The organism is Microbulbifer sp. ABF4_107 (assembly GCF_056312215.1).
Map to the genome: position 1 here is coordinate 2,293,405 of NZ_CM149983.1, position 22,082 is coordinate 2,315,486.

General features: G+C 50.0%; 27 protein-coding genes. 6 read left to right on the forward strand and 21 right to left on the reverse strand.

The window, feature by feature from the left end; translation table 11 throughout:
• Nucleotides 1–44: 44 nt before the first annotated feature.
• Nucleotides 45–1,160, forward strand: coding sequence for a linear amide C-N hydrolase (locus tag ACYX4K_RS09435; RefSeq protein ID WP_475092371.1), 1,116 nt, complete (start codon nt 45–47; stop codon nt 1,158–1,160).
• Between the two features lie 14 nt (nt 1,161–1,174).
• Here ACYX4K_RS09435 and ACYX4K_RS09440 read toward each other — a convergent pair whose 3' ends face one another.
• A complete protein-coding gene (locus ACYX4K_RS09440) occupies nt 1,175–1,930 on the reverse strand; it encodes an SDR family NAD(P)-dependent oxidoreductase (protein ID WP_475092370.1) in 756 nt (251 codons plus the stop codon).
• Nucleotides 1,931–2,053: 123 nt separating this feature from the next.
• Between ACYX4K_RS09440 and ACYX4K_RS09445 the strand changes: the two genes are divergently transcribed.
• The 4 genes from ACYX4K_RS09445 to ACYX4K_RS09460 all read left to right on the forward strand — a co-directional run bounded on the left by ACYX4K_RS09445 (nt 2,054) and on the right by ACYX4K_RS09460 (nt 5,117).
• Entirely contained in the window at nt 2,054–2,962 is a 909-nt protein-coding gene (locus ACYX4K_RS09445) for a LysR family transcriptional regulator (protein WP_475092369.1), read from the forward strand.
• 28 nt (nt 2,963–2,990) lie between these two features.
• Nucleotides 2,991–4,379, forward strand: a complete 1,389-nt coding sequence (locus ACYX4K_RS09450; protein WP_475092368.1) for a hypothetical protein — start codon at nt 2,991–2,993, stop codon at nt 4,377–4,379.
• 196 nt (nt 4,380–4,575) lie between these two features.
• Nucleotides 4,576–4,818, forward strand: a complete 243-nt coding sequence (locus ACYX4K_RS09455; protein WP_475092367.1) for a type II toxin-antitoxin system ParD family antitoxin — start codon at nt 4,576–4,578, stop codon at nt 4,816–4,818.
• Complete coding sequence (locus tag ACYX4K_RS09460) at nt 4,815–5,117, forward strand: type II toxin-antitoxin system RelE/ParE family toxin (protein WP_475092366.1); 303 nt, start codon at nt 4,815–4,817, stop codon at nt 5,115–5,117. The genes ACYX4K_RS09455 and ACYX4K_RS09460 overlap by 4 nt, the downstream gene beginning before the upstream one ends.
• 108 nt (nt 5,118–5,225) lie before the next feature.
• Here the strand turns inward: ACYX4K_RS09460 and ACYX4K_RS09465 are convergent, their stop codons facing one another.
• From ACYX4K_RS09465 to ACYX4K_RS09540, 16 genes are all read right to left on the reverse strand, one after another.
• Nucleotides 5,226–5,702, reverse strand: a complete 477-nt coding sequence (locus tag ACYX4K_RS09465) for a hypothetical protein (RefSeq protein ID WP_475092365.1) — start codon at nt 5,700–5,702, stop codon at nt 5,226–5,228.
• A gap of 152 nt (nt 5,703–5,854) precedes the next feature.
• On the reverse strand, nt 5,855–6,112 hold the full coding sequence (locus tag ACYX4K_RS09470; RefSeq protein WP_475092364.1) for a hypothetical protein: 258 nt from the start codon (nt 6,110–6,112) through the stop codon (nt 5,855–5,857).
• A gap of 190 nt (nt 6,113–6,302) precedes the next feature.
• Nucleotides 6,303–6,707, reverse strand: a complete 405-nt coding sequence (locus tag ACYX4K_RS09475; RefSeq protein WP_475092363.1) for an ABZJ_00895 family protein — start codon at nt 6,705–6,707, stop codon at nt 6,303–6,305.
• A gap of 628 nt (nt 6,708–7,335) precedes the next feature.
• Nucleotides 7,336–7,635, reverse strand: a complete 300-nt coding sequence (locus tag ACYX4K_RS09480) for a hypothetical protein (RefSeq protein ID WP_475092362.1) — start codon at nt 7,633–7,635, stop codon at nt 7,336–7,338.
• A gap of 702 nt (nt 7,636–8,337) precedes the next feature.
• Entirely contained in the window at nt 8,338–8,679 is a 342-nt protein-coding gene (locus ACYX4K_RS09485) for a hypothetical protein (protein ID WP_475092361.1), read from the reverse strand.
• 119 nt (nt 8,680–8,798) lie between these two features.
• Nucleotides 8,799–9,398, reverse strand: a complete 600-nt coding sequence (locus ACYX4K_RS09490; protein ID WP_475092360.1) for a hypothetical protein — start codon at nt 9,396–9,398, stop codon at nt 8,799–8,801.
• A 146-nt stretch (nt 9,399–9,544) separates the two neighbouring features.
• Nucleotides 9,545–9,901 (reverse strand): hypothetical protein, encoded by a 357-nt coding sequence (locus ACYX4K_RS09495; RefSeq protein ID WP_475092359.1) that lies wholly within the window; start codon nt 9,899–9,901, stop codon nt 9,545–9,547.
• A 136-nt stretch (nt 9,902–10,037) separates the two neighbouring features.
• Complete coding sequence (locus ACYX4K_RS09500) at nt 10,038–10,805, reverse strand: hypothetical protein (protein ID WP_475092358.1); 768 nt, start codon at nt 10,803–10,805, stop codon at nt 10,038–10,040.
• Between the two features lie 133 nt (nt 10,806–10,938).
• Nucleotides 10,939–11,409 carry a hypothetical protein gene (locus tag ACYX4K_RS09505; RefSeq protein WP_475092357.1) on the reverse strand — a complete coding sequence of 157 codons (471 nt, stop codon included), beginning with the start codon at nt 11,407–11,409 and terminating at the stop codon, nt 10,939–10,941.
• A 164-nt stretch (nt 11,410–11,573) separates the two neighbouring features.
• The gene (locus ACYX4K_RS09510) at nt 11,574–12,056 is read right to left on the reverse strand and encodes a hypothetical protein (RefSeq protein WP_475092356.1); all 483 of its coding nucleotides are present in this window, start codon (nt 12,054–12,056) and stop codon (nt 11,574–11,576) included.
• 561 nt (nt 12,057–12,617) lie between these two features.
• Complete coding sequence (locus tag ACYX4K_RS09515) at nt 12,618–12,863, reverse strand: hypothetical protein (protein WP_475092355.1); 246 nt, start codon at nt 12,861–12,863, stop codon at nt 12,618–12,620.
• Nucleotides 12,864–13,930: 1,067 nt separating this feature from the next.
• On the reverse strand, nt 13,931–14,275 hold the full coding sequence (locus tag ACYX4K_RS09520; RefSeq protein ID WP_475092354.1) for a hypothetical protein: 345 nt from the start codon (nt 14,273–14,275) through the stop codon (nt 13,931–13,933).
• A 120-nt stretch (nt 14,276–14,395) separates the two neighbouring features.
• Complete coding sequence (locus ACYX4K_RS09525) at nt 14,396–14,758, reverse strand: hypothetical protein (RefSeq protein ID WP_475092353.1); 363 nt, start codon at nt 14,756–14,758, stop codon at nt 14,396–14,398.
• Nucleotides 14,759–15,327: 569 nt separating this feature from the next.
• Nucleotides 15,328–15,792: a DoxX-like family protein gene (locus ACYX4K_RS09530; protein WP_475092352.1), complete on the reverse strand. Its 465-nt coding sequence runs from the start codon at nt 15,790–15,792 to the stop codon at nt 15,328–15,330.
• A 137-nt stretch (nt 15,793–15,929) separates the two neighbouring features.
• On the reverse strand, nt 15,930–16,283 hold the full coding sequence (locus ACYX4K_RS09535) for a DUF7674 family protein (RefSeq protein ID WP_475092351.1): 354 nt from the start codon (nt 16,281–16,283) through the stop codon (nt 15,930–15,932).
• Between the two features lie 119 nt (nt 16,284–16,402).
• Nucleotides 16,403–16,873: a hypothetical protein gene (locus ACYX4K_RS09540; RefSeq protein ID WP_475092350.1), complete on the reverse strand. Its 471-nt coding sequence runs from the start codon at nt 16,871–16,873 to the stop codon at nt 16,403–16,405.
• 150 nt (nt 16,874–17,023) lie between these two features.
• Between ACYX4K_RS09540 and ACYX4K_RS09545 the strand changes: the two genes are divergently transcribed.
• Entirely contained in the window at nt 17,024–18,319 is a 1,296-nt protein-coding gene (locus ACYX4K_RS09545) for an integron integrase (RefSeq protein ID WP_475092349.1), read from the forward strand.
• 95 nt (nt 18,320–18,414) lie between these two features.
• On the opposite strand, the gene groL is transcribed toward ACYX4K_RS09545, so the two are convergent.
• The 4 genes from groL to ACYX4K_RS09565 all read right to left on the reverse strand — a co-directional run bounded on the left by groL (nt 18,415) and on the right by ACYX4K_RS09565 (nt 22,068).
• Nucleotides 18,415–20,055 carry a chaperonin GroEL gene (groL, locus tag ACYX4K_RS09550; protein ID WP_475092348.1) on the reverse strand — a complete coding sequence of 547 codons (1,641 nt, stop codon included), beginning with the start codon at nt 20,053–20,055 and terminating at the stop codon, nt 18,415–18,417.
• A gap of 59 nt (nt 20,056–20,114) precedes the next feature.
• Nucleotides 20,115–20,408: a co-chaperone GroES gene (locus tag ACYX4K_RS09555; protein WP_043321025.1), complete on the reverse strand. Its 294-nt coding sequence runs from the start codon at nt 20,406–20,408 to the stop codon at nt 20,115–20,117.
• Between the two features lie 309 nt (nt 20,409–20,717).
• Nucleotides 20,718–21,230 carry an FxsA family protein gene (locus ACYX4K_RS09560; protein ID WP_475092347.1) on the reverse strand — a complete coding sequence of 171 codons (513 nt, stop codon included), beginning with the start codon at nt 21,228–21,230 and terminating at the stop codon, nt 20,718–20,720.
• A gap of 76 nt (nt 21,231–21,306) precedes the next feature.
• On the reverse strand, nt 21,307–22,068 hold the full coding sequence (locus ACYX4K_RS09565; RefSeq protein WP_475092346.1) for an SDR family oxidoreductase: 762 nt from the start codon (nt 22,066–22,068) through the stop codon (nt 21,307–21,309).
• Nucleotides 22,069–22,082 lie beyond the last annotated feature (14 nt).

Sequence of the window (22,082 nt, forward strand, 5' to 3'; positions counted from 1 at the left end):
TGCTGGCGACCGACTTTCGCATTTGTTCCTGCTCAATTAACCGCATGAACGCAGATAACAGTATCGACGTTTACTACACTTCTCCGAAAGAGGTACCGTCGATGCTGAATCTGAAACTCCTACCTGTATGTTACAGCCTGCTGTTCTCGACCCTGGTCTTCGCGGCCCTGGCACAGCCCACCGAAGCCTGTACCCGGGTGCTTTGGAATGACAATGGCCTGGCCGTGGTTGTTGGCCGCACAATGGACTGGCCAGAGTCCACCGAGCCGGTTTTGACGGTGTTCCCTCGGGGAATGGCGCGAGATGGTGGCCGCACCGGAGAAACCGTAACGGTAAGAGACAACCCGGCCCAGTGGACCTCCAAATACGGCAGTTTGGTGACGACGATCTATGGCATTGGCACCGCGGACGGCCTGAATGAAAAAGGCCTGAGCGGTCACATGCTGTACCTCAATGCGGCCAATTTCGGGCCGCGGGACTCCAAACGCCCGGGCGTACAGGCCGGACTCTGGCTGCAGTACTTGCTCGATAACGCGGCCAACGTCAAAGAAGCGCTGGCGCTGATGAAGCAGATCCAGATCGTGATGACGGAAGCACAGGGGCACACAGCCACGGTGCATCTGGCGATTGAAGATGCCAGTGGCGACTCCGCGGTGCTGGAATATATCGACGGCAAACTGGTGGTGCATCACGGCAAGCAGTATCGGGTGATGACCAATGACCCGACCTATGACGAACAACTGGCACTGCTGAAAAAACAGGACTACTCCAACCCCACCAGTGATACGCCGCTGCCGGGAAATGTGAATCCCGTCGATCGTTTCCAACGCGCCAGCTACTATTCCGCAATATTGCCAAAGCCAGCCAGCGAACGAGAGGCTATTGCCGCAATCCTCGCCATCGCACGCAATGTGTCGGTTCCCTTCGGGGCCCCCTACAAGGGGTTCGGTATTTATAACACCGAGTACCGCACGGCAATCAATCTGACCGACCGGCGGTACTTTTTCGAACTCACCACCAGTCCGAATGTTATCTGGGCGGATCTCGACAGCTTCAAGCTTGCCCCCGGCTCCCCGGTAATGCTGCTAGACCCGGACAACATAGCCCTGTCAGGTGATGTCTGCGACAAATTTCACGCGGCCAGCAAAGCACCGTTTTGAGAATACCGAGCGGGCTACAGGAACATCCCCCCCGACACTTCGACGCGCTGCCCGGTTACCCAGCCGGCATCGTCACTGACCAGCATGGCCACGGCATTGCCGATATCCTCGGGTAAACCGGCGCGCTCCAATGCGGTCTGGCTGGCAATAAACTGGTTCAGCTGTGCATTGTCGCGCACCGCACCACCACCAAAGTCCGTCTCTATCGCTCCCGGCGCCAGGGTATTTACGCGGATCCGCCGCGCTCCCAACTCGCTGGCCAAATAACGGGTCATGACCTCGATGCCGCCCTTCATCATTGCATAGGCGCAGTGCCCCGGCAGACTGAAGCGCGTCAGGCCCGTAGAGACATTGATAATACATCCACCGTCAGCCATTAGCGGCAGCAGTGACTGGGTGAGAAAGAAGGAGCCCTTGAGATGAACGTTCATTAGCGCATCGAACTGCCCCATGGTCGTTTCCGCGAATGATGCATGAACGCCCATACCGGCGTTATTAATCAGATAATCGATACGGCGACCTCCAAATGCATCTGCGAGAGTGCGACGTAGCGCTTGTCCGAATTCCGCAAAGCTCCCGCTCTCCCCCACGTCCAGTTGCAACGCCTCCGCTTTCTGGCCACAACGCGCCACCTCCTCAAGTACGGCTTCTGCCGCGGTGCGGTTGTTCTGGTAGGTAATGATGCTATCGATGCCGCGCCCTGCGAGCGCCAGTGCGCTGGCGCGCCCGAGACCACGGCTTCCGCCGGTAATCAGTGCCAGTTTACGCATGCCTTCCTCCTCATTGCGTTAACACGAAAACCAGCTTAACCAGCAGACTGTCGCCCAAAAACCCACCAATTCCGATATCATTGTTCGCAGTTAGCGAACAATAGCTAGACGAAGATGAGAGCGATGGACAAGTTTGAGATGATGCAGCGGTTCGTGAAGGTCGCGCAGACCGGCAATTTCACTCGCGCAGCCGAGATTCTCGGGCTGCCGAAGTCCAGCATCTCCAGCGCCGTACAAACTCTGGAACAACAACTGGGAACACGGCTGCTCCACCGCAGTACCCGCCGTATCACACTCACTCGCGATGGCGAAAGCTACCTCCCCCAATGCCAGGCAATTCTCGCCGAGCTCGAGGCCCTGGAGAGCCAGTTTCAATATCAGGGAGCCGATGTTCATGGAATCGTGCGTGTGGATATGCCGAGCCGCTTCGCCTCCACGGTGGTGCTCCCGCGCTTACAGGAGTGGCTGGATACCTACCCCAATGTCAAAGTTCAGATCAGCTGTACCGATCACAACATCGACCCCGTTTCCGAAGGCGTAGATTGTCTGGTTCGAGTAGGTACTCTAAAGGACAGCGCACTGATTTGCCGCCCGTTAACCAGCTACCCGTTACTGAATTGCGTAAGCAAGGGCTATATTCGCCGCCATGGTATTCCACGAACCCTCAATGACCTCCAGCAGCATCAACTCGTTGATTATTCGCAAAAAATTGGTAACCGACCGGCAACATTCGAATACCTGAAATGTGGAGAGGTCCACCAGCAACCCATGCCCAGTGCGCTTGCAGTCAATAGCACAGACGGGTATCTCGCCGCCTGCCTTGCTGGCCTGGGTATTGCACAGCTACCAAAGATCGGTATTGGAGAACATCTAAACAGCGGAGCGCTGATACCTGTCCTCACCGAATTTACTGCTGAACCGATGCCAGTATCACTGCTCTACCCGTCCCGTCGTCAGCTACCGAAACGACTCTCGCTGTTTATGGAATGGCTGGAGTCAACAGTTAAAAAAGTTGAACAGCAGAGTGTCTGACCACCAGCGCCGAAGGAAATGGAAAACTATGCCCACCCTTAAAAAAATCGCAATCGGCTATGTATTCTTCAACCTCTTACTCGCCGGAGTGATCTTTTCCGCTGGCGGACTTCAAATGCTCGAAAAGCCAGAAATTCCGCAAATTGACTCCCCTGGGTCACTGGCCTCAGACCTCGAGTACTTCAAGCAAGTCGTCCTCGCCAACGAAAAAGACATCACCCCAGAGCAGGCTGCGGAGTTCAATCAAATCGTAGAGTCCACTCCCGCACCGCAGTCCGAAGATGACCTCACCCTACTCGTATTACAGGCACTCTCGGTCTTCGAAAACGCCCACACCACCGCACTGACCACGAAAATGCACCGATTCCCGGTCCGCTTTCACTGGACCGCCGACGGTCTCATCATCGTAAAAGCACGCACGGACCACAGCACGTTACTCGGGCAACGCGTGCTTTCCCTAGGCGGAAAAACCCCGGAAGAGCTATTACCCAGCACCGCGGTTCTCACCGGTGGTGGCACCGAGAGCTGGCACAAGTATCGCAGTGAATTTCTCTATTCCGCACCCAGCGCACTGTCATTCCTCGGCGCCACAGTAGCCAAAGGGTCCGTAGAAATACGCACATTGAGCCTCGAGAACGTCGAATCGAGTGTACTACTCACAGCTGAGAACGAAACCAAGCCCGGCGACCCCTTCTGGGAATTCCGTAACGCATTTCCCGAAGACGAAAGCTTCGCCACCAAGGGCTGGACATCAGTGCTACGCAAAGGCGATCACCTCCCCTTATATCTCCAGGAAACCGACAAACTGCATCTGCTACGCGAGCTGCCTGAACACGATGCAATCTATATTCGAATGAATGCGAGCTTCGCCGACAAAACAGAAACACTCGATCAATTTGAACAGCGGATTTTAGAACTTGGTACAAGATCACAAGCTCAAAACTACATCGTCGATTTCCGCTTTAACCGTGGAGGTGACTACACGAAAGCCCTCCCGATTGTCCAAACAATAGCCGATGCCACACCGGATAATGGCCGCATATACCTGATCGTAGGGCCCAACACCTTTTCTGCAGGAATTATCGCGGCAAGTCAATTCAAACACCTCACCCCACAAAACCTTGTAGTTGTAGGGAGCGAAATCGGCGACAAGCTACGATTCCGCGCGGAAGGTTTCTACCCCAAATTGCCCGCTTCGGGAATTCAACTGTATCTAACCAAAGGCTGGACTGATTTGGCAGACGGATGTGGTTGGTTCGATGATTGCTGGCCACCAAACAAAATATTACTTAGCGGAATAGGTGAACTCGAAATTGACATTCACGCTGAGAACACCTGGGCCTCATATTTATCAGGGAAAGACCTCGTCATTGACGCTGTATTTAAGGATATCAAATACGTCAACGATGGGTGGTAACACTGTCACCTGAACGCCACGGCAGGGGCGGCTTACTTTGGGTGTTTTTTGCGCGAAACTGGGAGCACAGCGACCGCTCAAAAATTGCGCAAAGTAAGACGTCGGCTGAAGCACCTTGTTGAGTGCACGTACGGAGTACTTGACAACCCGCCCACTCAATACCATATTTAGGTACTTATTGGTACAAGGAGGCACTATGGCCAAGAACACCAGCATGACCCTCGGGTCACACTTTGATGAATTTATAGCCAAAGAAGTCGCCAGCGGCCGCTATGGCTCCGCAAGTGAGGTGGTTCGCGCAGGTTTGCGGTTACTCGAAGACACCGAAACCAAGCTTGAAACACTTCGCTCACTGTTGCAGGAAGGCGAGGAAAGCGGTTTCACCGATTATACCTATGAATCATTTATTGCTGAGCTTGATGAAAAGAAAACTTCATGAGTTCATTTAAGATAAGCCGTAAAGCAAAAAATGACCTGAAAGATATTGCCAATTTTACTGAGCGGCGCTGGGGAGTAGCCCAGCGAAACGTTTACATCAAAAAGTTTGACGACGCATTTCATGACCTCGCCGCTGCTCCACTATCTGGTGTGAGCAGTGAAAATATAAAATCCGGCTATCGAAAAATTCCGCACGGCGCTCATATTATTTTCTACAAAATTGGTGAGAATGATTGCGTTGAGATCATAAGAATTCTGCACCAAAGTATGGATGTAAAATCGAAGCTCCTGAGCACTTAACGCCCAGCGCAGGCGAAGCCAACGCGGAGCACCTTTTGTGTTAATGTTTGAGCGACAGCGAGTAACACAAAAGGTGCGTAGTGTTGGCTGTCGCTCTGCCGCTGTTTGTTATGTGAGGGCGATCTCTAAAGCATCGTAGGCCCAAAAATATAGGTAAGCTATCAATACAACAAACATCATCACGAATGATGTAAAGAACAGGAACCACATATAACTTTGAGACTCACAAACATCAACGACTTTTTGTAGTTCTTTAATATCTTTAGATTGCTTATAGAACCTACTGAGAGTTTCCTCATTGAGAATGGACCAAGAAGCCACCATCAAAGACACATGCCAAGCTATCACAACATAGGAAAAGTTTACGGGTGACACTAGTTCCGGAACATTAAATATACATAAAACGATGATTGGCAATGCGGCCAAAACCAGTTCGATCTGAAATGAAATATCGACTAGTTCGACACTTCGTCCCCGCCCTAGGTGGGTATATCTGATAACTGGGCCATAAACTACCCAAGCAAATATGTAGCCCGCCCTAGCTCGCTCAGTCAATGGTTCTTCTATTTTTGCTTTACTGCTCAATGCATTCTCTCTGTTTTAGTATTCACATAACGCCCAGCGCAGGCGCAGCCAGCGCGGAGCATCTTTTGTGTTAATGTTTGAGCGCCAGCGAGTAACACAAAAGGTGCGTAGCGTTGGCTGTCGCTCTGCCGCTGATTGTTATGTGCCTCGCATTACATGCCACCACTACCGGGATCAATCGGACCAGAATGCCCCTGCAGCCCATTGCCTTTTGCCCAACCAATTTTTAGAACTCTATGCACAACTGCAAAACCGACTAACGGAATTAAAACAACAAATGCAAAGCATGCAAATTTTTCCCACCTGCTTTTCATGGGATAGTGAGCCAACTCAATTGCGATAAAAAATATCAGAGCAATATGAATTACAACAGCTAATCCGGAAAAAGCTAAAACAGCGTCATTAGACATAACTCAAACCAAATCATTGCCACTTAAATCCGTAGTATTCAATCAGATTTACTTAACCCTACGAACCTTGTTCAGCACATAACGTCCAGCGCAGGCGCAGCCGGCGTGGAGCGCTTTTTGTGTTAATTTCCGAGCGACAGCGAGTAACACAAAAAGTGCGTAGCGTTGGCTGTCGCTTTGCCGCTGCTTGTTAACTTTGCTCTAGTTCAGGGTACTTTTTAAGTATTGGCTTTTTAACGATGTAACTTACCACGACAAACAATAGTGCATGCAATGGAATAACAATTGCCATTCCGAGAAAAATGTAGTGAATTGGGGTGTCGCTTACTATCAATGCGGGAACACCCAATAAAAGGCTAGCTATCACATCTCCCAACAAAGCGGCAAATACTAACTTCCATCTTTCGCCACCTTCGACGATTCTTGAATTGGCGACAGAATACGAGTAGAAGCACCAAAAAGAGATACCCATTAATACCGGTGTATTCAGACTGCTAGCTTTCTCGACACCCAACAGACCCATAGTGACTCCTACTGCTGCCATGACTAGCGTATAGGTGATAGTGAAACGTGAAAAAAAACTAAAAATGCTCATTATTATTCCTCAAAAGTTAACGCCCAGCGCAGGCGCAGCCAACGCGGAGCGCCTTTTGTGTTAATGTTTGAGCGACAGCGAGTAACACAAAAGGCGCGTAGTGTTGGCTGTCGCTCTGCCGCTGCTTGTTAGTGTTTCGGGCCACTGCTTGACTATATTTTGTACGCCTTGACTCGACGCAACCACTGATAAGAACGAACAGTTTAGCCCCTACAATACCTGAAAATACCCCGGTGCGGTGCCGCCAACTTGGCACGCACTTTCCGGCTCTACCCAAATCGTGGGCGAAGCCGACGTTTAGCTTTTGCGGCACGGCACAAATAGAGTTGCCGGAAAATACTCAGAAGTCGGCTTGCCGATGCCAAATAGTGGGGCCACGATTTCACGTTGCCGATTCTGGCCACACTACCCTCCGAAACCACCTTTTAATGCGCCGGACTTGCCGAAAACCAACACCACAAAAAGCCACCGCTGTAAAAAACACCAACGCCGCGAGCAGCGGCAGCTTACTTTGTGCGCTTTATTGCGCGAAAATGGGAGCGAAGCGACCGCGCAATAAAGTGGACAAAGTAAGCTGTCCGGTGGAGGCCCGCAGGGCCGGAACGAATTGCCTCGCCTTGTTAGAAATTTATCCATTGACATATGTATTTAACTGCTGAATTAAATATGGGCCATAGGTAACTAGAGAGTAGCCAGCCAGAGCAGCTATCAGTAAGAACGAGAGCAACATCCCCAGAACAAATGATACCGCTCTTTCTATCCCCAGCAGCACTCCCAATAATGCAACTGGGATCATAATTGGGGAAAAGAGTAAAACCAGAAACCTTTCTTTAGTTGTCGCCGACTTATCACCCAGTGAATCTACAAAATCTCCAAATACTAGACCAAGCTCGATAAATATCGTCGTATTTTCTGGTGAAGTTCTCATTATCTATCCGAATTTCTAACGCCCAGCGCAGGCGCAGCTAGCGCGGAGCGCCTTTTGTGTTAATGTTTGAGCGACAGCGAGTAACACAAAAGGTGCGTAGCGTTGGCTGTCGCTCTGCCGCTGATTGTTAAGCATTGCCTAGCTCTGGACGAAAGGCTGACTGGGAAGCTGTGCCCCACACCACGGGCAATAGTTCAGTATCGTTTGACCATTTAAGAACCAACGCATTCCAGAATCAGGGGTATATGAAATTTGGATTCTAGTTTTTTTTGGCTCTTCAGAAGCACCAAACATTTGTGGACAGCAATACAGTGATAGCTTCCGTTGCCTCTCCATTAGTTCAGAACCAGAGTACATACTTACCCAGTTCTTGCAAGATTCACATGACCGCAAGTGATCTACTACTTCATTATCAATTTTAGAATCGAATGAATCATTGGCCATCCTTGGTACTTCTTTATCGTAGAAGTACCGTAGTGCAACAATAGCCTCATCTTTATAGTGCAACACCATCCAGTCTCGAGCTATTGAGCATTTCATCCATGAACTCTCTTTGCTTAACGCCCGCAGCAGGGGCGACCAATGCTATACACGTTTTGTGCGAAACTGGGAGCGCAGCGACCCGCACAAAATGTGCATAGCGTTGGGCGTCCCGCGGAGGACCGAAGGGCCGGAGCAAACTGCCTGCGATTGTTAGCATAGTTACTCGTGATCCCAATGCACCCTAGATACTTTCCCCGATGTAGGGTTTACCAAAATATAGCCTGCACTACTATGGGACTCTTGACATGTTGAGAATCGAACTAACCAAGTACTTTCATCTTTCTTTGCTGCAGCCCAGACCGGTAAGTGGACACCATCATACCGGGGCATAAGCTTGTTAAAAGCGATTTCAGTTGCATGCATTGCAACCTTACTCTCCTTTTTTTCCGGCACTAGCGAGTAATAATTTCTGATTTCATCTTTTACGCATACGTGAGTAGGAATCTCATATCCATATGAAAAGCTACTCATCAAAATTCCAGAAAGTGCGATTTTGTTCATGTTGATGCTAACGCCCAGCGCAGGCGCAGCCAGCGCGGAGCATCTTTTGTGTTAATGTTTGAGCGCCAGCGAGTAACGCAAAAGGTGCGTAGCGTTGGCTGTCGCTCTGCCGCTGATTGTTATGTTTTTTCCTGCAGCGCTGAAGTTGTGGTTTCGTGAAGGACCTGTAACACGAATATTGTTTGCGGAATATTCACATGCTCCATGCTTCTTTCATAAATATAGCGCCAGTCTACAAATGCACTGTTAATATTTTTAAGATGTTCTTTGAAAAGAATTCCTTTCTCAACCTCGTAACTACCTTCCAGGCGTTTACAGTTTTTGTTTATAGAATCTTTAACCTTGTTTGGTAAGGATTTAAACAATGCCGTCAATACATGTGACTCAGTAACTTCCGAATATATTTCTTGTAAGCATTTTAGATACATTTCCGCGCTGAACGCCGCATTAACCACAAAAGGTGATATTCCGTCTGGGTTTCTGGGGCGCCCAACAAGATCTTTCTCATATATATGCGCAGCAGCATTGGCGAACGATCTAGCCTGCCTGAATATTGATTGCGCTTTCGAAGTCTCTTTCCACAACCCTTTTGACTGCAGCTGCTCTTTAGCTAACCTCGCCGCCTCTTTCAGACAACTGACATCTTCAACGTAGCCGACAGGAACACCATCGCAAATGATTGTTTTCATCCCTTTAGGCGGCTTAGCGTCGAATTCCATCTAGACTCTACTCTACTTGTGAAACATAACGCCCACGGCAGGGGCGGATTACCTTATGCGCGTTTTGCGCGAAAATGGGAGCGAAGCGACCCGCGTAAAACGTGCATAAGGTAAGCCGTCCCGCGGAGGCCCGAAGGGCCGGAGCTTCACTGCCCGTGATTGTTAGGAGTTTTCCCACCAGCTTCTAGAATGGCGAGGACTAAGCCGGCTATAGTAACCAAAAGCAGAATCCCTGCACCTACTGAAATAAACATGCTTTTTCCTTTTTCAAGAACTAAGAAAAAGGCAACGTAAAACATGCCGCAAGTGAAACCCCAACCGCCAATCAGAACGTTCCGATTATAGAGCGCACCATACAGCAACAGTGCGACACAAATATAATCTACAAGTATAAATGGCCACCATGAAGGATTGGACCAGTTGTAGATCACCTCAAAAAACGCAAGAAAAACAGCAAAGAAAATGGCCATTTTTTCACTAAAGCTTCTGTCATGACCACTCATCTTTACTCTGGACTCCTAACGCCCAGCGCAGGCGCAGCCAGCGCGGAGCACCTTTTGTGTTAATGTTTGAGCGCAGCGAGTAACACAAAAGGTGCGTAGCGTTGGCTGTCGCTCTGCCGCTGATTGTTACATGCTTCTAGCACGGGACCACCGAGAATGCGGAACCGACAGCGTTGGCGATACCATTAATAATCTCAGTTGTGACCCTACCCTTATTCAATACTACATCCATCAAAAGTGAAAAAATAACAGCTACATAAATTAAGTAGCCAAAACCCATATAGTCGTTGTACAAGATTGTATAGAACCAATCCTGGCCAAGAATGTAGATTAAAGAAGATACTGTGGTTGCCAGCACAAGCAATATTCCAGGCAAGAATAAATGCTGCATCGAACTTGGCTTTGCAAATGATACAGCCAGCAAAATTAAAAACATTAGAAAATTTGAACCAAGGAATATTCTAAGATCAAGTTTCAGGTTGCCTATAATCTCAAGATACTTCCCTTTAACTACAGAAGCCAAAGTATTCTCGGCAACTTTTATACTTTTAATTCGATCTACATAGCTAGAAGCTATTGATTTGACTACCGCCCTCTTCTTTTCGCAATCATAACCACACATGGAAGCGATTACGCTTGCAATTTTTTCGGGAAGTTCATCCTCTAAACTAGATTGAAGCTGCTCTCTTTCCAGCCCCAGTTTTTCAGCAGCTTTCAGTGCAGCCTCTGTCACTGATGATTCATTAAGTTTTTTCTGATTTTCACGAATTTCCTTTTCAATTTGGTACTTAACAAAACCTTTAGCTGAACTTTCAATTTTCTCCGGCGACAAAAACGTCCCAGAAAATAGGAAACCGAATAGAAGTATTCCTACGATTCCAATTGTTCTCAATGTAGAGCTCATATGCTTCTTCGCATGTAACGCCCAGCGCAGGCGCAGCCAGCGCGGAGCACCTTTTGTGTTAATGTTTGAGCGCCAGCGAGTAACACAAAAGGTGCGTAGCGTTGGCTGTCGCTCTGCCGCTGATTGTTATGTTTTAGTAGCACTGGGCATAGTCACCCTCTATACCACCTAGTATCGCAAGCTGGTCTAATATTATTTTTCCGGTATTTAGAAGATCCTTTGTTCTATCTGGATCCGCCCAACCGTCAGCACCATGTTTTCCGCCATGAAACAAGTTATTTCTTACCGTTTTAACAAGCCGGACAACCTTACCAAGCTCTGATGGATGGTCATTCATACCAACATTTTCCCACTTTACAGCTGAATACTTGGATACCTTTTGACGCTTTGGACTTAAATGGACTAATCTTTTGGTATTTTCAGTATGAGAAAACTTGGCACTAAACTCAGAAACAAATTTCTCCCAACCGGGCTCGGCATTCGATCCCTCCTCTGAGTTCTTCAAGATTCCATTTTCCTTGAGTGAAAACTCAAATCTAGAAAACCAATAGAAGAACTCAAAAGCAAGCTCTTTCAACTCTTGATCTAGTACTTCTTTCCGCATTTAGACTCCGGAAACATAACGCCCGCAGCAGGGGCGACCAATGCTGTGCACGTTTTGTGCGAAAATGGGAGCGCAGCAACCCGCACAAAACGTGCACAGTGTTGGGCGTCCCGCGGAGGCCCGAAGGGCCGTAGCATACTGCCTGCGATTGTTATGAGTTGCCACTACCAGAGGGCCCCGAGGTACGGATATGCGCACCACGACAATAGAGTGAATAGAAGAAAATTGGCTAAAAAAGACAACTTTTTTTCGTTTCTTATTTGAGCAGTAATTGCCATAACTAAGGCTATACCGAAACCTATCAGATTTTGTATAGCAACTATACTTGTGTGTGCAACCCCCTGATGCTCAACTCCAATCTCCCATAGACTCAGAAAATAAAGCACGTTCAGCGAGCCAAAAATTATAACTAATGCCAAGACGACTTTCTGAAAGTACTGTGACGAAGAAAAAAACAGAAGAACTACGATGTAAAGAAACGGCGTAACAAAAAGAAATAATTTCAGGGGAAGTAAAAATGCCGCATACACGATCGGAGATGGCATCGGAAGCCAAATTGAAGGCAGACCACCAAACACACTGATTCCAGATACAAGTGCCAGCAGAATCGCTCCACCATACATCCATTTACTTTGCGGTAGTTCCATGAATCCTCTAAGACTCATAACGCCGCGCTCAGCCGCAGCTTACTTTGGGCGCTTTGTTGCGCGAAAATAGGAGCGTAGCGACTGCGCAACAAAGTGCTCAAAGTAAGATGTCGGCTGCAGCGCCTGGTTATGGCTGACGCGCTCCGAAGTACCTACAGGCACTGAATGCGCCGAAGCTCCTTAAAAACGAGGGAAGAACTTCCTGCTTCCCTCAACCAATTATTCTCTTATTGGCACTCCACATTAGTGCACCGGAGTGGCCGCGATCCCATGGACTTAAACGAAACCACTAGGAACGAAACTGCTTGATATTATCATGGCAAATAGCCAAATGCTGCGGGCCAAAACAGTGCTCAAAATTACACGCTGGCACAAGCAACAAATTTTACGGCCCGGCACCATAACGCCCACAGCAGGGGCGACTTGCCTTGTGCGCATTTTGCGCGAAAATGGGAGCGCAGCGACCCGCGCAAAATGCGCACAAGGTAAGGCGTCCCGCGGAGGCCCGCAGGGCCGTAGCATCCTGCCTGTGATTGTTATACGGCATTGCTACAGAGATCCCTAACCTGGATCAACGGGAGTGTCATGACCACTTGACCCATCACCTTTAGCCCAACCAATTTTCAACTTACGGTGAGTCCAGATTGCGCCAATTAACGGAACTAGCCAGACAACCAAATAGAATAAGAATTTCTTTACCCAGGATTTCATCGGGTAGTTATTCAGCTCGATCGTTAGCGCTATGTTCGCAAGCAAACAAATGAACCCCAAAACACCAAAAACCGCTTTTATTCCTTCTTCACTCATAATTTACTGACGTATAACGCCCAGCGCAGGCGCAGCCAACGCGGAGCGCCTTTTGTGTTAATGTTTGAGCGACAGCGAGTAACACAAAAGGCGCGTAGTGTTGGCTGTCGCTCTGCCGCTGCTTGTTAGTGTTTCGGGCCACTGCTTGACTATATTTTGTACGCCTTGACTCGACGCAACCACTGATAAGAACGAACAGTTTAGCCCCTACAATACCTGAAAATACCCCGGTGCGGTGCCGCCAACTTGGCACGCACTTTCCGGCTCTACCCAAATCGTGGGCGAAGCCGACGTTTAGCTTTTGCGGCACGGCACAAATAGAGTTGCCGGAAAATACTCAGAAGTCGGCTTGCCGATGCCAAATAGTGGGGCCACGATTTCACGTTGCCGATTCTGGCCACACTACCCTCCGAAACCACCTTTTAATGCGCCGGACTTGCCGAAAACCAACACCACAAAAAGCCACCGCTGTAAAAAACACTAACGCCCAGCGCAGGCGCAGCCAGCGCGGAGCGCTTTTTGTGTTAATGTTTGAGCGCAGCGAGTAACACAAAAAGTGCGTAGCGTTGGCTGTCGCTCTGCCGCTGCTTGTTAGTGTTTCGGGCCACTGATTGACTGTATTTTGTACACCTGAACTCGGCTCAACCACTGACAAGAACGAACGGTTTAACCCCTACAATACCTGAAAAAACCCCGGTGCGGTGCCGCCAACTTGGCACACACTTTCCGGCTCTACCCAAATCGTGGGCGAAGCCGACGTTTACTTTTTGCGGCACGGCACAAATAGAGTTGCCGGAAAATACTCTGGAGTCGACTTGCTAATGCCAAATAGTGGGGCCACGATTTCACGTTGCCGATTCTGGCCACACTACTCTCCGAAACCACCTTTTAATGTGCCGGACTTGCCGAAAACCAACACCACAAAAAGCTACCGCTGTAAAAAACACTAACGCTCCGCTAAGGGGCCGGAGCTGTGTTGATGGTTTTGCGTTAGCGTAGCGAATAAACGCAAAACGAGCAACGCAGCGGAGGTCCAGGCCGTTTACGGCCGAGCCTTGAGCGGCTTGTTATGTTTTTACTTGAAAAAGAGTTTCATTATCGGGCCACTCCGCTTCATAAGCAAAACACTCTAGGGTGTCTATTTTACCGTTAGATAGCCAAAGAATAACTCCTGCTCCGGCTTCGAGTTCTGGGTGCGCCAAATAGCAAGCAGGAAAATCTTCCATTTTTGTTCGATTCAGGTCTAAATTTGGTACCGCGCTTGGGACACTAAATTTAGTAAATAATCCAACACCGGAATAATCACGCTCTACTACTGACGCGACTTCGATTTGAGACAACAAAGAATGCTTTTCTTTATCAACTTGAGCTAATGCGCGAAGTACTTTAATCTCGAAATCTTTCATTTCCATACGAAAACATAACGCCCAGCGCAGGCGCAGCCAGCGCGGAGCACCTTTTGTGTTAATGTTTGAGCGCCAGCGAGTAACACAAAAGATGCGTAGCGTTGGCTGTCGCTCTGCCGCTGCTTGTTAGGGCGATTCTCGAAGCACCCTACTAACCGCAGCAACTTTTCCTGAGGCCATTTCAAGATCAACTGCGACGATTGGATGAAGAAGCAAACCCCCGCTTTCATTATTCTTACGACACCTCAAATAAACTCGACAATACTGGTTTAGCTTAAAAAAACCAAAAATGTTTAACGTACTTGCAGGGTTAACACAGGCCTTTATTTCCGAAAGTTCAGTCGTATGAGGTAATTCATTTAGAGCTACCCATACATTCTCACTCTCAGCCCAATCAGGCTTACACGGCACTTTGGTAAACTCAAAATTTACCGGTTCCTCTGCGTTTACAAATGAGGACATAGCTAGCGCCAAAATAGTCGATTTCATGGCCATTGCCCTAACGCCCAGCGCAGGCGCAGCCAGCGCGGAGCGCTTTTTGTGTTAATGTTTGAGCGCCAGCGAGTAACACAAAAAGTGCGTAGCGTTGGCTGTCGCTCTGCCGCTGTTTGTTAGGTGGATAGGCACTATGCTTGGGCATACTTTTGCAGCCCCCTTTTCCAAGTAGCTTCACTAAAAAATAGAATACAGTAGAAAATAAATGGCACACCCGGAAGTACCATAAGAGTACTTACTACTGTATTTGCTCTATACATACCTTCTGCGATTTCTGATGTAAACCCGACATAAAGCCCACATGCTACGGGGAAAACCAAAAACACGGATATTAGAATCGATGCCGCTTTCCGGGATGGTAGGTTTTCACCTTTTTTCAGCATTGACACTCGAGCTCTATCGACTGGCACCGTAAAACTTAAGATAAACGCAACGGCCGCTATGAATTTGACCGGAATAAACGAAGCGGCCAGTAGCGATAACCCTATCATTGGAAAAAGCCAAATTATGTAAATTCTTAGTGGCTTATTCATCACTCACCTAACGCCGCGCTCAGCCGCAGCTTACTTTGTGCGCCTTTTGCGCAAAAATGGGAGCGACAGCGACCGCGCAAAAGGTGCACAAAGTAAGCTGTCGGCCTGCAGCGCATTGTTATGCGGCTGGGCTCTACGAAGCTCCACAATTAGAATTGCACCCAACGCAACAAGTGGAACATTTGTTGTAACTGGATTAAATGCCTCCATTAATAGCTCCGGAGAGCTAAGGGCGACGAAAGCCAATAGAGCTGACAACGCAGCGATGCTGGCTAAGTTAATGACTATAGAGCGGTAGAAAAATAAAAATACGATACCAAAAATAATTTCGCTCACTCCCGCTGCTTTAGTAATTAGATACGATATTTCCTCACTAAAGCCGAATTTTTTGGTCATTGCGTGCTCTAGAGGAGCGACCATAATGATCTTTGGCATAAGACCATGATAAATCCAGCTGCCACCAATGATCCATCGACAAATTTCAGTTGTACTCATGATCTACCTTCATGACGCATAACGCCGTGCTCAGCGGCGGCTTACTTTGCGCATTTTTTGCGCGAAAATGGGAGCGCAGTGACCGCGCAAAAAGTGCGCAAAGTAAGACGTCGGCTGCAGCACCTTGTTAGTGCAATTTATACCCAGCATAGGTAGTACCTCAAGCAAGACTTCCCTAGAAAGGGCCGAAGAAACTCCCCTTCATTATCGCCGGCAATATTCTCTAAAAAACAGGTACATATGGCATTAGCTAGCAGATCCGAATCATCGGAATCAGGCGCAACAATTTCTTCCATGAGTTGGGAAAAGGCTATGCTCTGAGACTTGGTGTAAAGCCTAAAATGATTTCTATAAAAATCCGTAAAGCAGGCCATCAAGCTGTGCTCAGTAAACGAACCATCATCTTCTCTATAGATATCTTCATTTTTCCATGATCCTTCAAACTCTGGAAAAATTGCCATCAATTTACTGAGATAGTCTTCTGTATTCATGTATGCACTAACGCCCAGCGCAGGCGCAGCCAACGCGGAGCGCCTTTTGTGTTAATATTTGAGCGACAGCGAGCAACACAAAAGGTGCGTAGTGTTGGCTGTCGCTCTGCCGCTGCTTGTTATGTGAGTGCAGTGTCCAAGGCGTCGAATGCCCAAAAGTAGAGATAAGCCATGATTACAACCAACATCAGCACGAATGATACAAAGGCCATGAACCAAAGATAGCTTTGAGATTCGCAAACTTCTACAAGTCTTCGTATCTCTTTAATATTCTTAGAACGTTTATAAAATCTACTAAGAGCTTTTTCATTTAGAATGGAGAAGGTAGCGACGAAAACGGCTATGTGCCAAGCAAATACAAAGTATGCAAAATTTTTCGGTGACACATACTCTGGAACATTGAAAACACACAGGACAATAATTGGCAATGCCGCCAATACGAGTTTGATCTGTGATGATATATCCACCATGTCGGCCTCGCGCCCTAAATGCGAATATCGGATAATTGGCCCGTAAAGAACCCATGCCAGCGTGTAGCCAAACCTGGCTCGCTCAGTCAAAGGCTCTATTCTCCTAGTTGCACTACTCAACGCTTTCTCTCTACTCGGGTAATCACATAACAGTTTTATTCATACGCCATAGGCTTTTGTTGCAGAAGCAATTGTTCCTCGGCGCAAAAATCAACACCTCAACAAGAATAACCAAGAATCAACAACCTATAGAAGCAGGCCGTCACATTCATGCGAGCAGAAGAAGCCCATGGCTTTTGTTCTTGTTTTCCAAATGGCTTGTTTGAGATATCCAAACCCTTTGTATATCAACGGTTTAGCCTATCTCATTCGCTGCACACAAGCCATAGGCTTCTGAATCTGGCGTTGACGCGGTTTATTTACAGCTATACTGTATATAAAAACAGTAGCGATGGTTATTATATGGACAACATTCGAAAACGCGTATCGGTGCGCCCCGTTCGATTTTTAGACACCCTTCGGTTGCACATGCGTGAAGCCGGTCTTGCCTATACGACTGAACGTACATACATCCATTGGATTAAGCGATTCATACTGTTTCACAACAAACGGCACCCCCAGGATATGAGCGTTCCAGAAGTGGAGCTGTTTCTTACCCATTTGTCGGAGGAGCGGGACTGCTCCGTAGGTACTCAGCGAATTGTTTTGAACGCGCTGGTATATCTGTACACCCGATTTCTGGAGATCGAACTTAAGGATCTTTCGTTCACTCAGGCGAAACGCCCTCGCCGCCTTCCAGTGGTTTACAGCCGCGCAGAAGTAGCCTCGATTTTATCGCATCTTTCTGGGTCTGGGCGATTGCGGGTGCAGTTGCTATATGGATCAGGCTTGCGCTCGGCTGAGATGCTCTCACTTCGGGTGAAAGATATCGACTTTGGCAGCAATAATATTTATGTGCGCAGCGGTAAAGGAAATAAGGACCGTACGACGATATTGCCACAGGGGCTTGTCGCGGATCTGCGTCGCCAAATTGAGCGTGTACGTATTCTGCATGAACAGGACATGGCCGATGGTGTCGGCAATGTTTATCTTCCCGATGCGCTTGCGCGGAAGTACCCCAAGGCGGCCAGCGAGCTTGGTTGGCAATATCTGTTTCCGGCATCTCAGACCGGGCCCTGCCCGCGCACTGGCGAGGTACGCCGGCATCACCTGCACCCAACCGCATTGGCCAAGCAGATCCGCCGAGCGGTAAAGGCCGCCGGGATCCACAAGCCGGCACGAGCACACGCGTTCCGGCACAGTTTTGCCACGCACTTGCTTGAATCGGGGTATGACCTGCGGACGATCCAAGAACTATTGGGGCATTCCGATATCAGCATCACTGAGATCTACACCCACGTGGTCAATCGCGGCAGCAAGGGTGTTCTAAGCCCTATGGACTGCCTTGGTCACGGCTCTGGTAATGGGATTGGGAACGGGTATGGAAGCGGGAATGAGAGTGGTAACGGTTGCGGTCCAGGCAACAAGGTGAAAGAGCCCGCGCCGCTGTATCAGATTGCTTGCTGACAAGTGGGCGGGATACCCGAGTGCGAAAGCAAATTGTTCAGCCATAAAAAAACCCCGCAAAGCGGGGTTTTTTTATGGCTTGGCTGGAGGCCGGCTTACATCATGCCGCCCATGCCACCCATTCCGCCCATGCCACCCATATCAGGTGCAGCCGGCTTATCTTCCGGGATTTCTGCAACCATGGCTTCGGTGGTAATCATCAGGCCAGCAATAGAAGCTGCAGCCTGCAGCGCAGAGCGGGTTACCTTGGCTGGGTCGAGAATACCCATTTCCAACATGTCGCCGTACTCACCGGTACCGGCGTTGTAGCCGAAGTTGCCCTCGCCCTGCTTCACTTTGTCGACAACCACAGAGGCTTCGTCACCGGCGTTGGCTACGATCTGGCGCAGCGGCATTTCCATGGCACGCAGTGCGGCAGCAATACCGTGGTTCTGATCTTCGTTGTCACCGGTCACGTTGATCGCCTGGGTAGCGCGAACCAGAGCGGTACCACCGCCAGGAACCACACCCTCTTCTACCGCAGCGCGGGTCGCGTGCAGGGCGTCTTCTACGCGGGCTTTCTTCTCTTTCATTTCGACTTCGGTGGCAGCGCCAACCTTGATCACCGCAACACCGCCAGCCAGCTTGGCAACACGCTCTTGCAGCTTTTCTTTGTCGTAGTCGGAAGAAGATTCTTCGATCTGGGCGCGGATCTGCTTAACACGCGCTTCGATGTCGGCAACGTCGCCAGCACCGTCAACGATCACGGTGTTCTCTTTGGACAGAGTGACGCGCTTGGCGGTACCCAGGTGCTCCAGAGTGGTAGATTCCAGCTCCAGACCAACTTCTTCAGAGATGACGGTGCCGCCGGTCAGGATAGCGATGTCCTGCAGCATAGCCTTACGACGGTCGCCGAAGCCCGGCGCTTTCACCGCAGCTACTTTCACGATACCGCGCATGCTGTTCACTACCAGAGTGGCCAGCGCTTCGCCTTCTACGTCTTCGGCAATGATCAGTAGCGGCTTGGAAGCCTTGGCTACTTGCTCCAGCAGAGGCAGCAGGTCGCGGATGTTGGAGATTTTCTTGTCAACCAGCAGGATGAACGGGCTGTCCAGCTCGGCAGTCATGTTCTCCTGGTTGGTGATAAAGTAAGGAGACAGGTAGCCGCGATCGAACTGCATGCCTTCTACGACGTCCAGCTCGTTTTCCAGGCCGGAACCTTCTTCCACGGTGATAACGCCTTCTTTACCAACTTTTTCCATCGCTTCGGCGATGATGGTGCCAACGTGCTCGTCGCTGTTCGCGGAGATGGTACCTACCTGGGCGATAGACTTGCTGTCTTCACAAGGAGTGGACAGGCTGGCGATGTGCTCAACGGCAGCGGCTACGGCTTTGTCGATACCGCGCTTCAGATCCATCGGGTTGAAGCCTGCAGCCACGGATTTGAGGCCTTCGGTGACGATGGCTTGAGCCAATACGGTAGCGGTGGTGGTGCCGTCACCGGCGGTGTCGGAGGCCTTGGAAGCCACTTCCTTCACCATCTGCGCACCCATGTTTTCGAACTTGTCTTTCAGTTCGATTTCTTTGGCTACGGATACGCCGTCTTTGGTTACGGTCGGCGCGCCGAAGGCTTTGTCCAGAACCACGTTACGGCCTTTCGGTCCCAGGGTGGTTTTTACGGCGTCTGCCAGGATGTTTACGCCGTTCAGCATTTTTTGGCGAGCGTCATCACCAAATTTAACGTCTTTTGCTGCCATGGTCTTAATTCCTCAATTCTGTTCGTCGTTATCAGATACCGGAGCTAATGGCCCGAGCCTTAGCCTTCCAGTACGCCGTAGATGTCGCCTTCGCTCATGATGATCAGCTCTTCGCCGTCCACCTTGAGGGTGTTGCTGTCGGCATAGCGGCCGAATACTACGGTGTCACCGACTTTTACGGACAGTGCGCGAACGTCGCCGTTCTCCAGTTGCTTGCCTTCGCCCACGGCAACCACTTCGCCCTGGTTCGGCTTTTCTTTCGCTGCGCCAGGCAGAACGATGCCGCCCGCGGTTTTCTGTTCTTCTTCCTTACGGCGTACGACTACACGGTCGTGTAAAGGACGAATTTTCATGGATTGGCTCTCCAATGCGTCGTTTTAGGGTTGCAATAACAAGGGGCCGCCCCTCACCTCGAGGGTCCGACCTGCCCCAGTTCCGGTACCCGGCGCTGGGAAAAATCTTGAGTGGAGCCTATATGCGGGGGCCATACTGCAATTTCAACAGCGGCGAAGAAAAAAACTGGGGAATTTTTGTCAGCCGAGCACCTGTTGGCGCTCGACTTGGGAAAGACAGGAGGGAGGCAAGAAGGAAGCAGGAATTGGTGCCGAGAAAATTCGCACGATTTACGTTGAAGAGCGGGCTAAGCGCTCAAAAAACGACCATCAATCAGACTTGCGGCTGGAATCCGAGTCATCTCGCTCGTAATCGCCCTCGATCACGTTGCGCGGACCTCGGTCTTCGCGTGCAGGGCCACCGGATTGCGCACCAGGTCCCTGCCCATGGGTTCCGTGGGGGTTCTGGTATCCGGGGCCCGGGCCGCGCACTACCACGATGTGGCTCAGTAACCGCCCAAGCACCAGCTGGCGGATACCGGGAATCAGGCAGGCAAAGCCGATAGTGTCGGTAATAAAGCCCGGGGTAAGCAGTAGAGCACCGCCCACTGCGAGGAAGATACCTTCGGCCATTTCTTTGGCGGGCAACTCACCCATCTGCATCTTCTGCTGTGCCCGCATAACGGTGGAGATACCCTGCCGCTTGAGCAGCGCCAGGCCAACCACCGCCGTCAGCAGCACCAGGCCAATCGTGGGAAGCGCGCCGATTTCCTCTCCAACGCTAATCAATACCCACATTTCCAGGATGGGCAGAATAATGAACAACAGCAGTAATGGACGCATGGGCCCGGGCTCCAGAAGGAATGGTAGAGGGCCGGGCAACACTATCAATCAGGAATAAGCGTGCCCGCCAGATCAGTTACATGCGGGCGCCGCCGTCAATTTCCACCACTCGCCCGGTGAGATAGTCGTTTTCGATAATAAAAGAGACGGTACTGGCAATCTCATCCGGCTCGCCAATACGGCGTAGCGGGACCTGTTTCACCAGCCCTTCAAGAATCTCGGGGCGCATCTGCGCCACCATCTCGGTGCCGATAAAGCCCGGTGCAATGGCTGCTACGCGAACGCCGTAGCGGGCCAGTTCCCGCGCCCAGGTGACGGTCATGGTGGCGACACCGGCCTTGGAAGCGGAGTAGTTGGTCTGCCCCATGTTCCCCGCACGGGACACACTGGAGATATTGACGATCACGCCACCGTTACCCTTCTCCGCCATAACGCCCGCAGCCGCGCGGGTACACAGGAATACGCCGGTCAGGTTTACATCAATCACCGATTGCCATTGAGCCAGCGACATCCGCTCGGTGACCTTGCCGTCCTTCACCTTCAGCAACATGCCGTCGCGCATGATACCGGCGTTGTTCACAAGTACATCCAGCGCACCGAAATCCGCTGTGACCGCCTCAAAACAGCGGTCCACGGCTTCTTCGCTGGAAACATCCACCACATAGCTTTTCGCTTCAGCGCCGGCCGCCTCGCAGGCCGCGACACTTTCATCCAGGCGCTCTTGGTTGACATCGAGCAACGCCAGTCGAGCACCGCGCTGGGCAAGATACACGGCCATGGATCGCCCCAGACCCTGCCCGGCTCCGGTGATGGCAATAACACTGTTTTTTACGTTCATAAATAATCTCTACT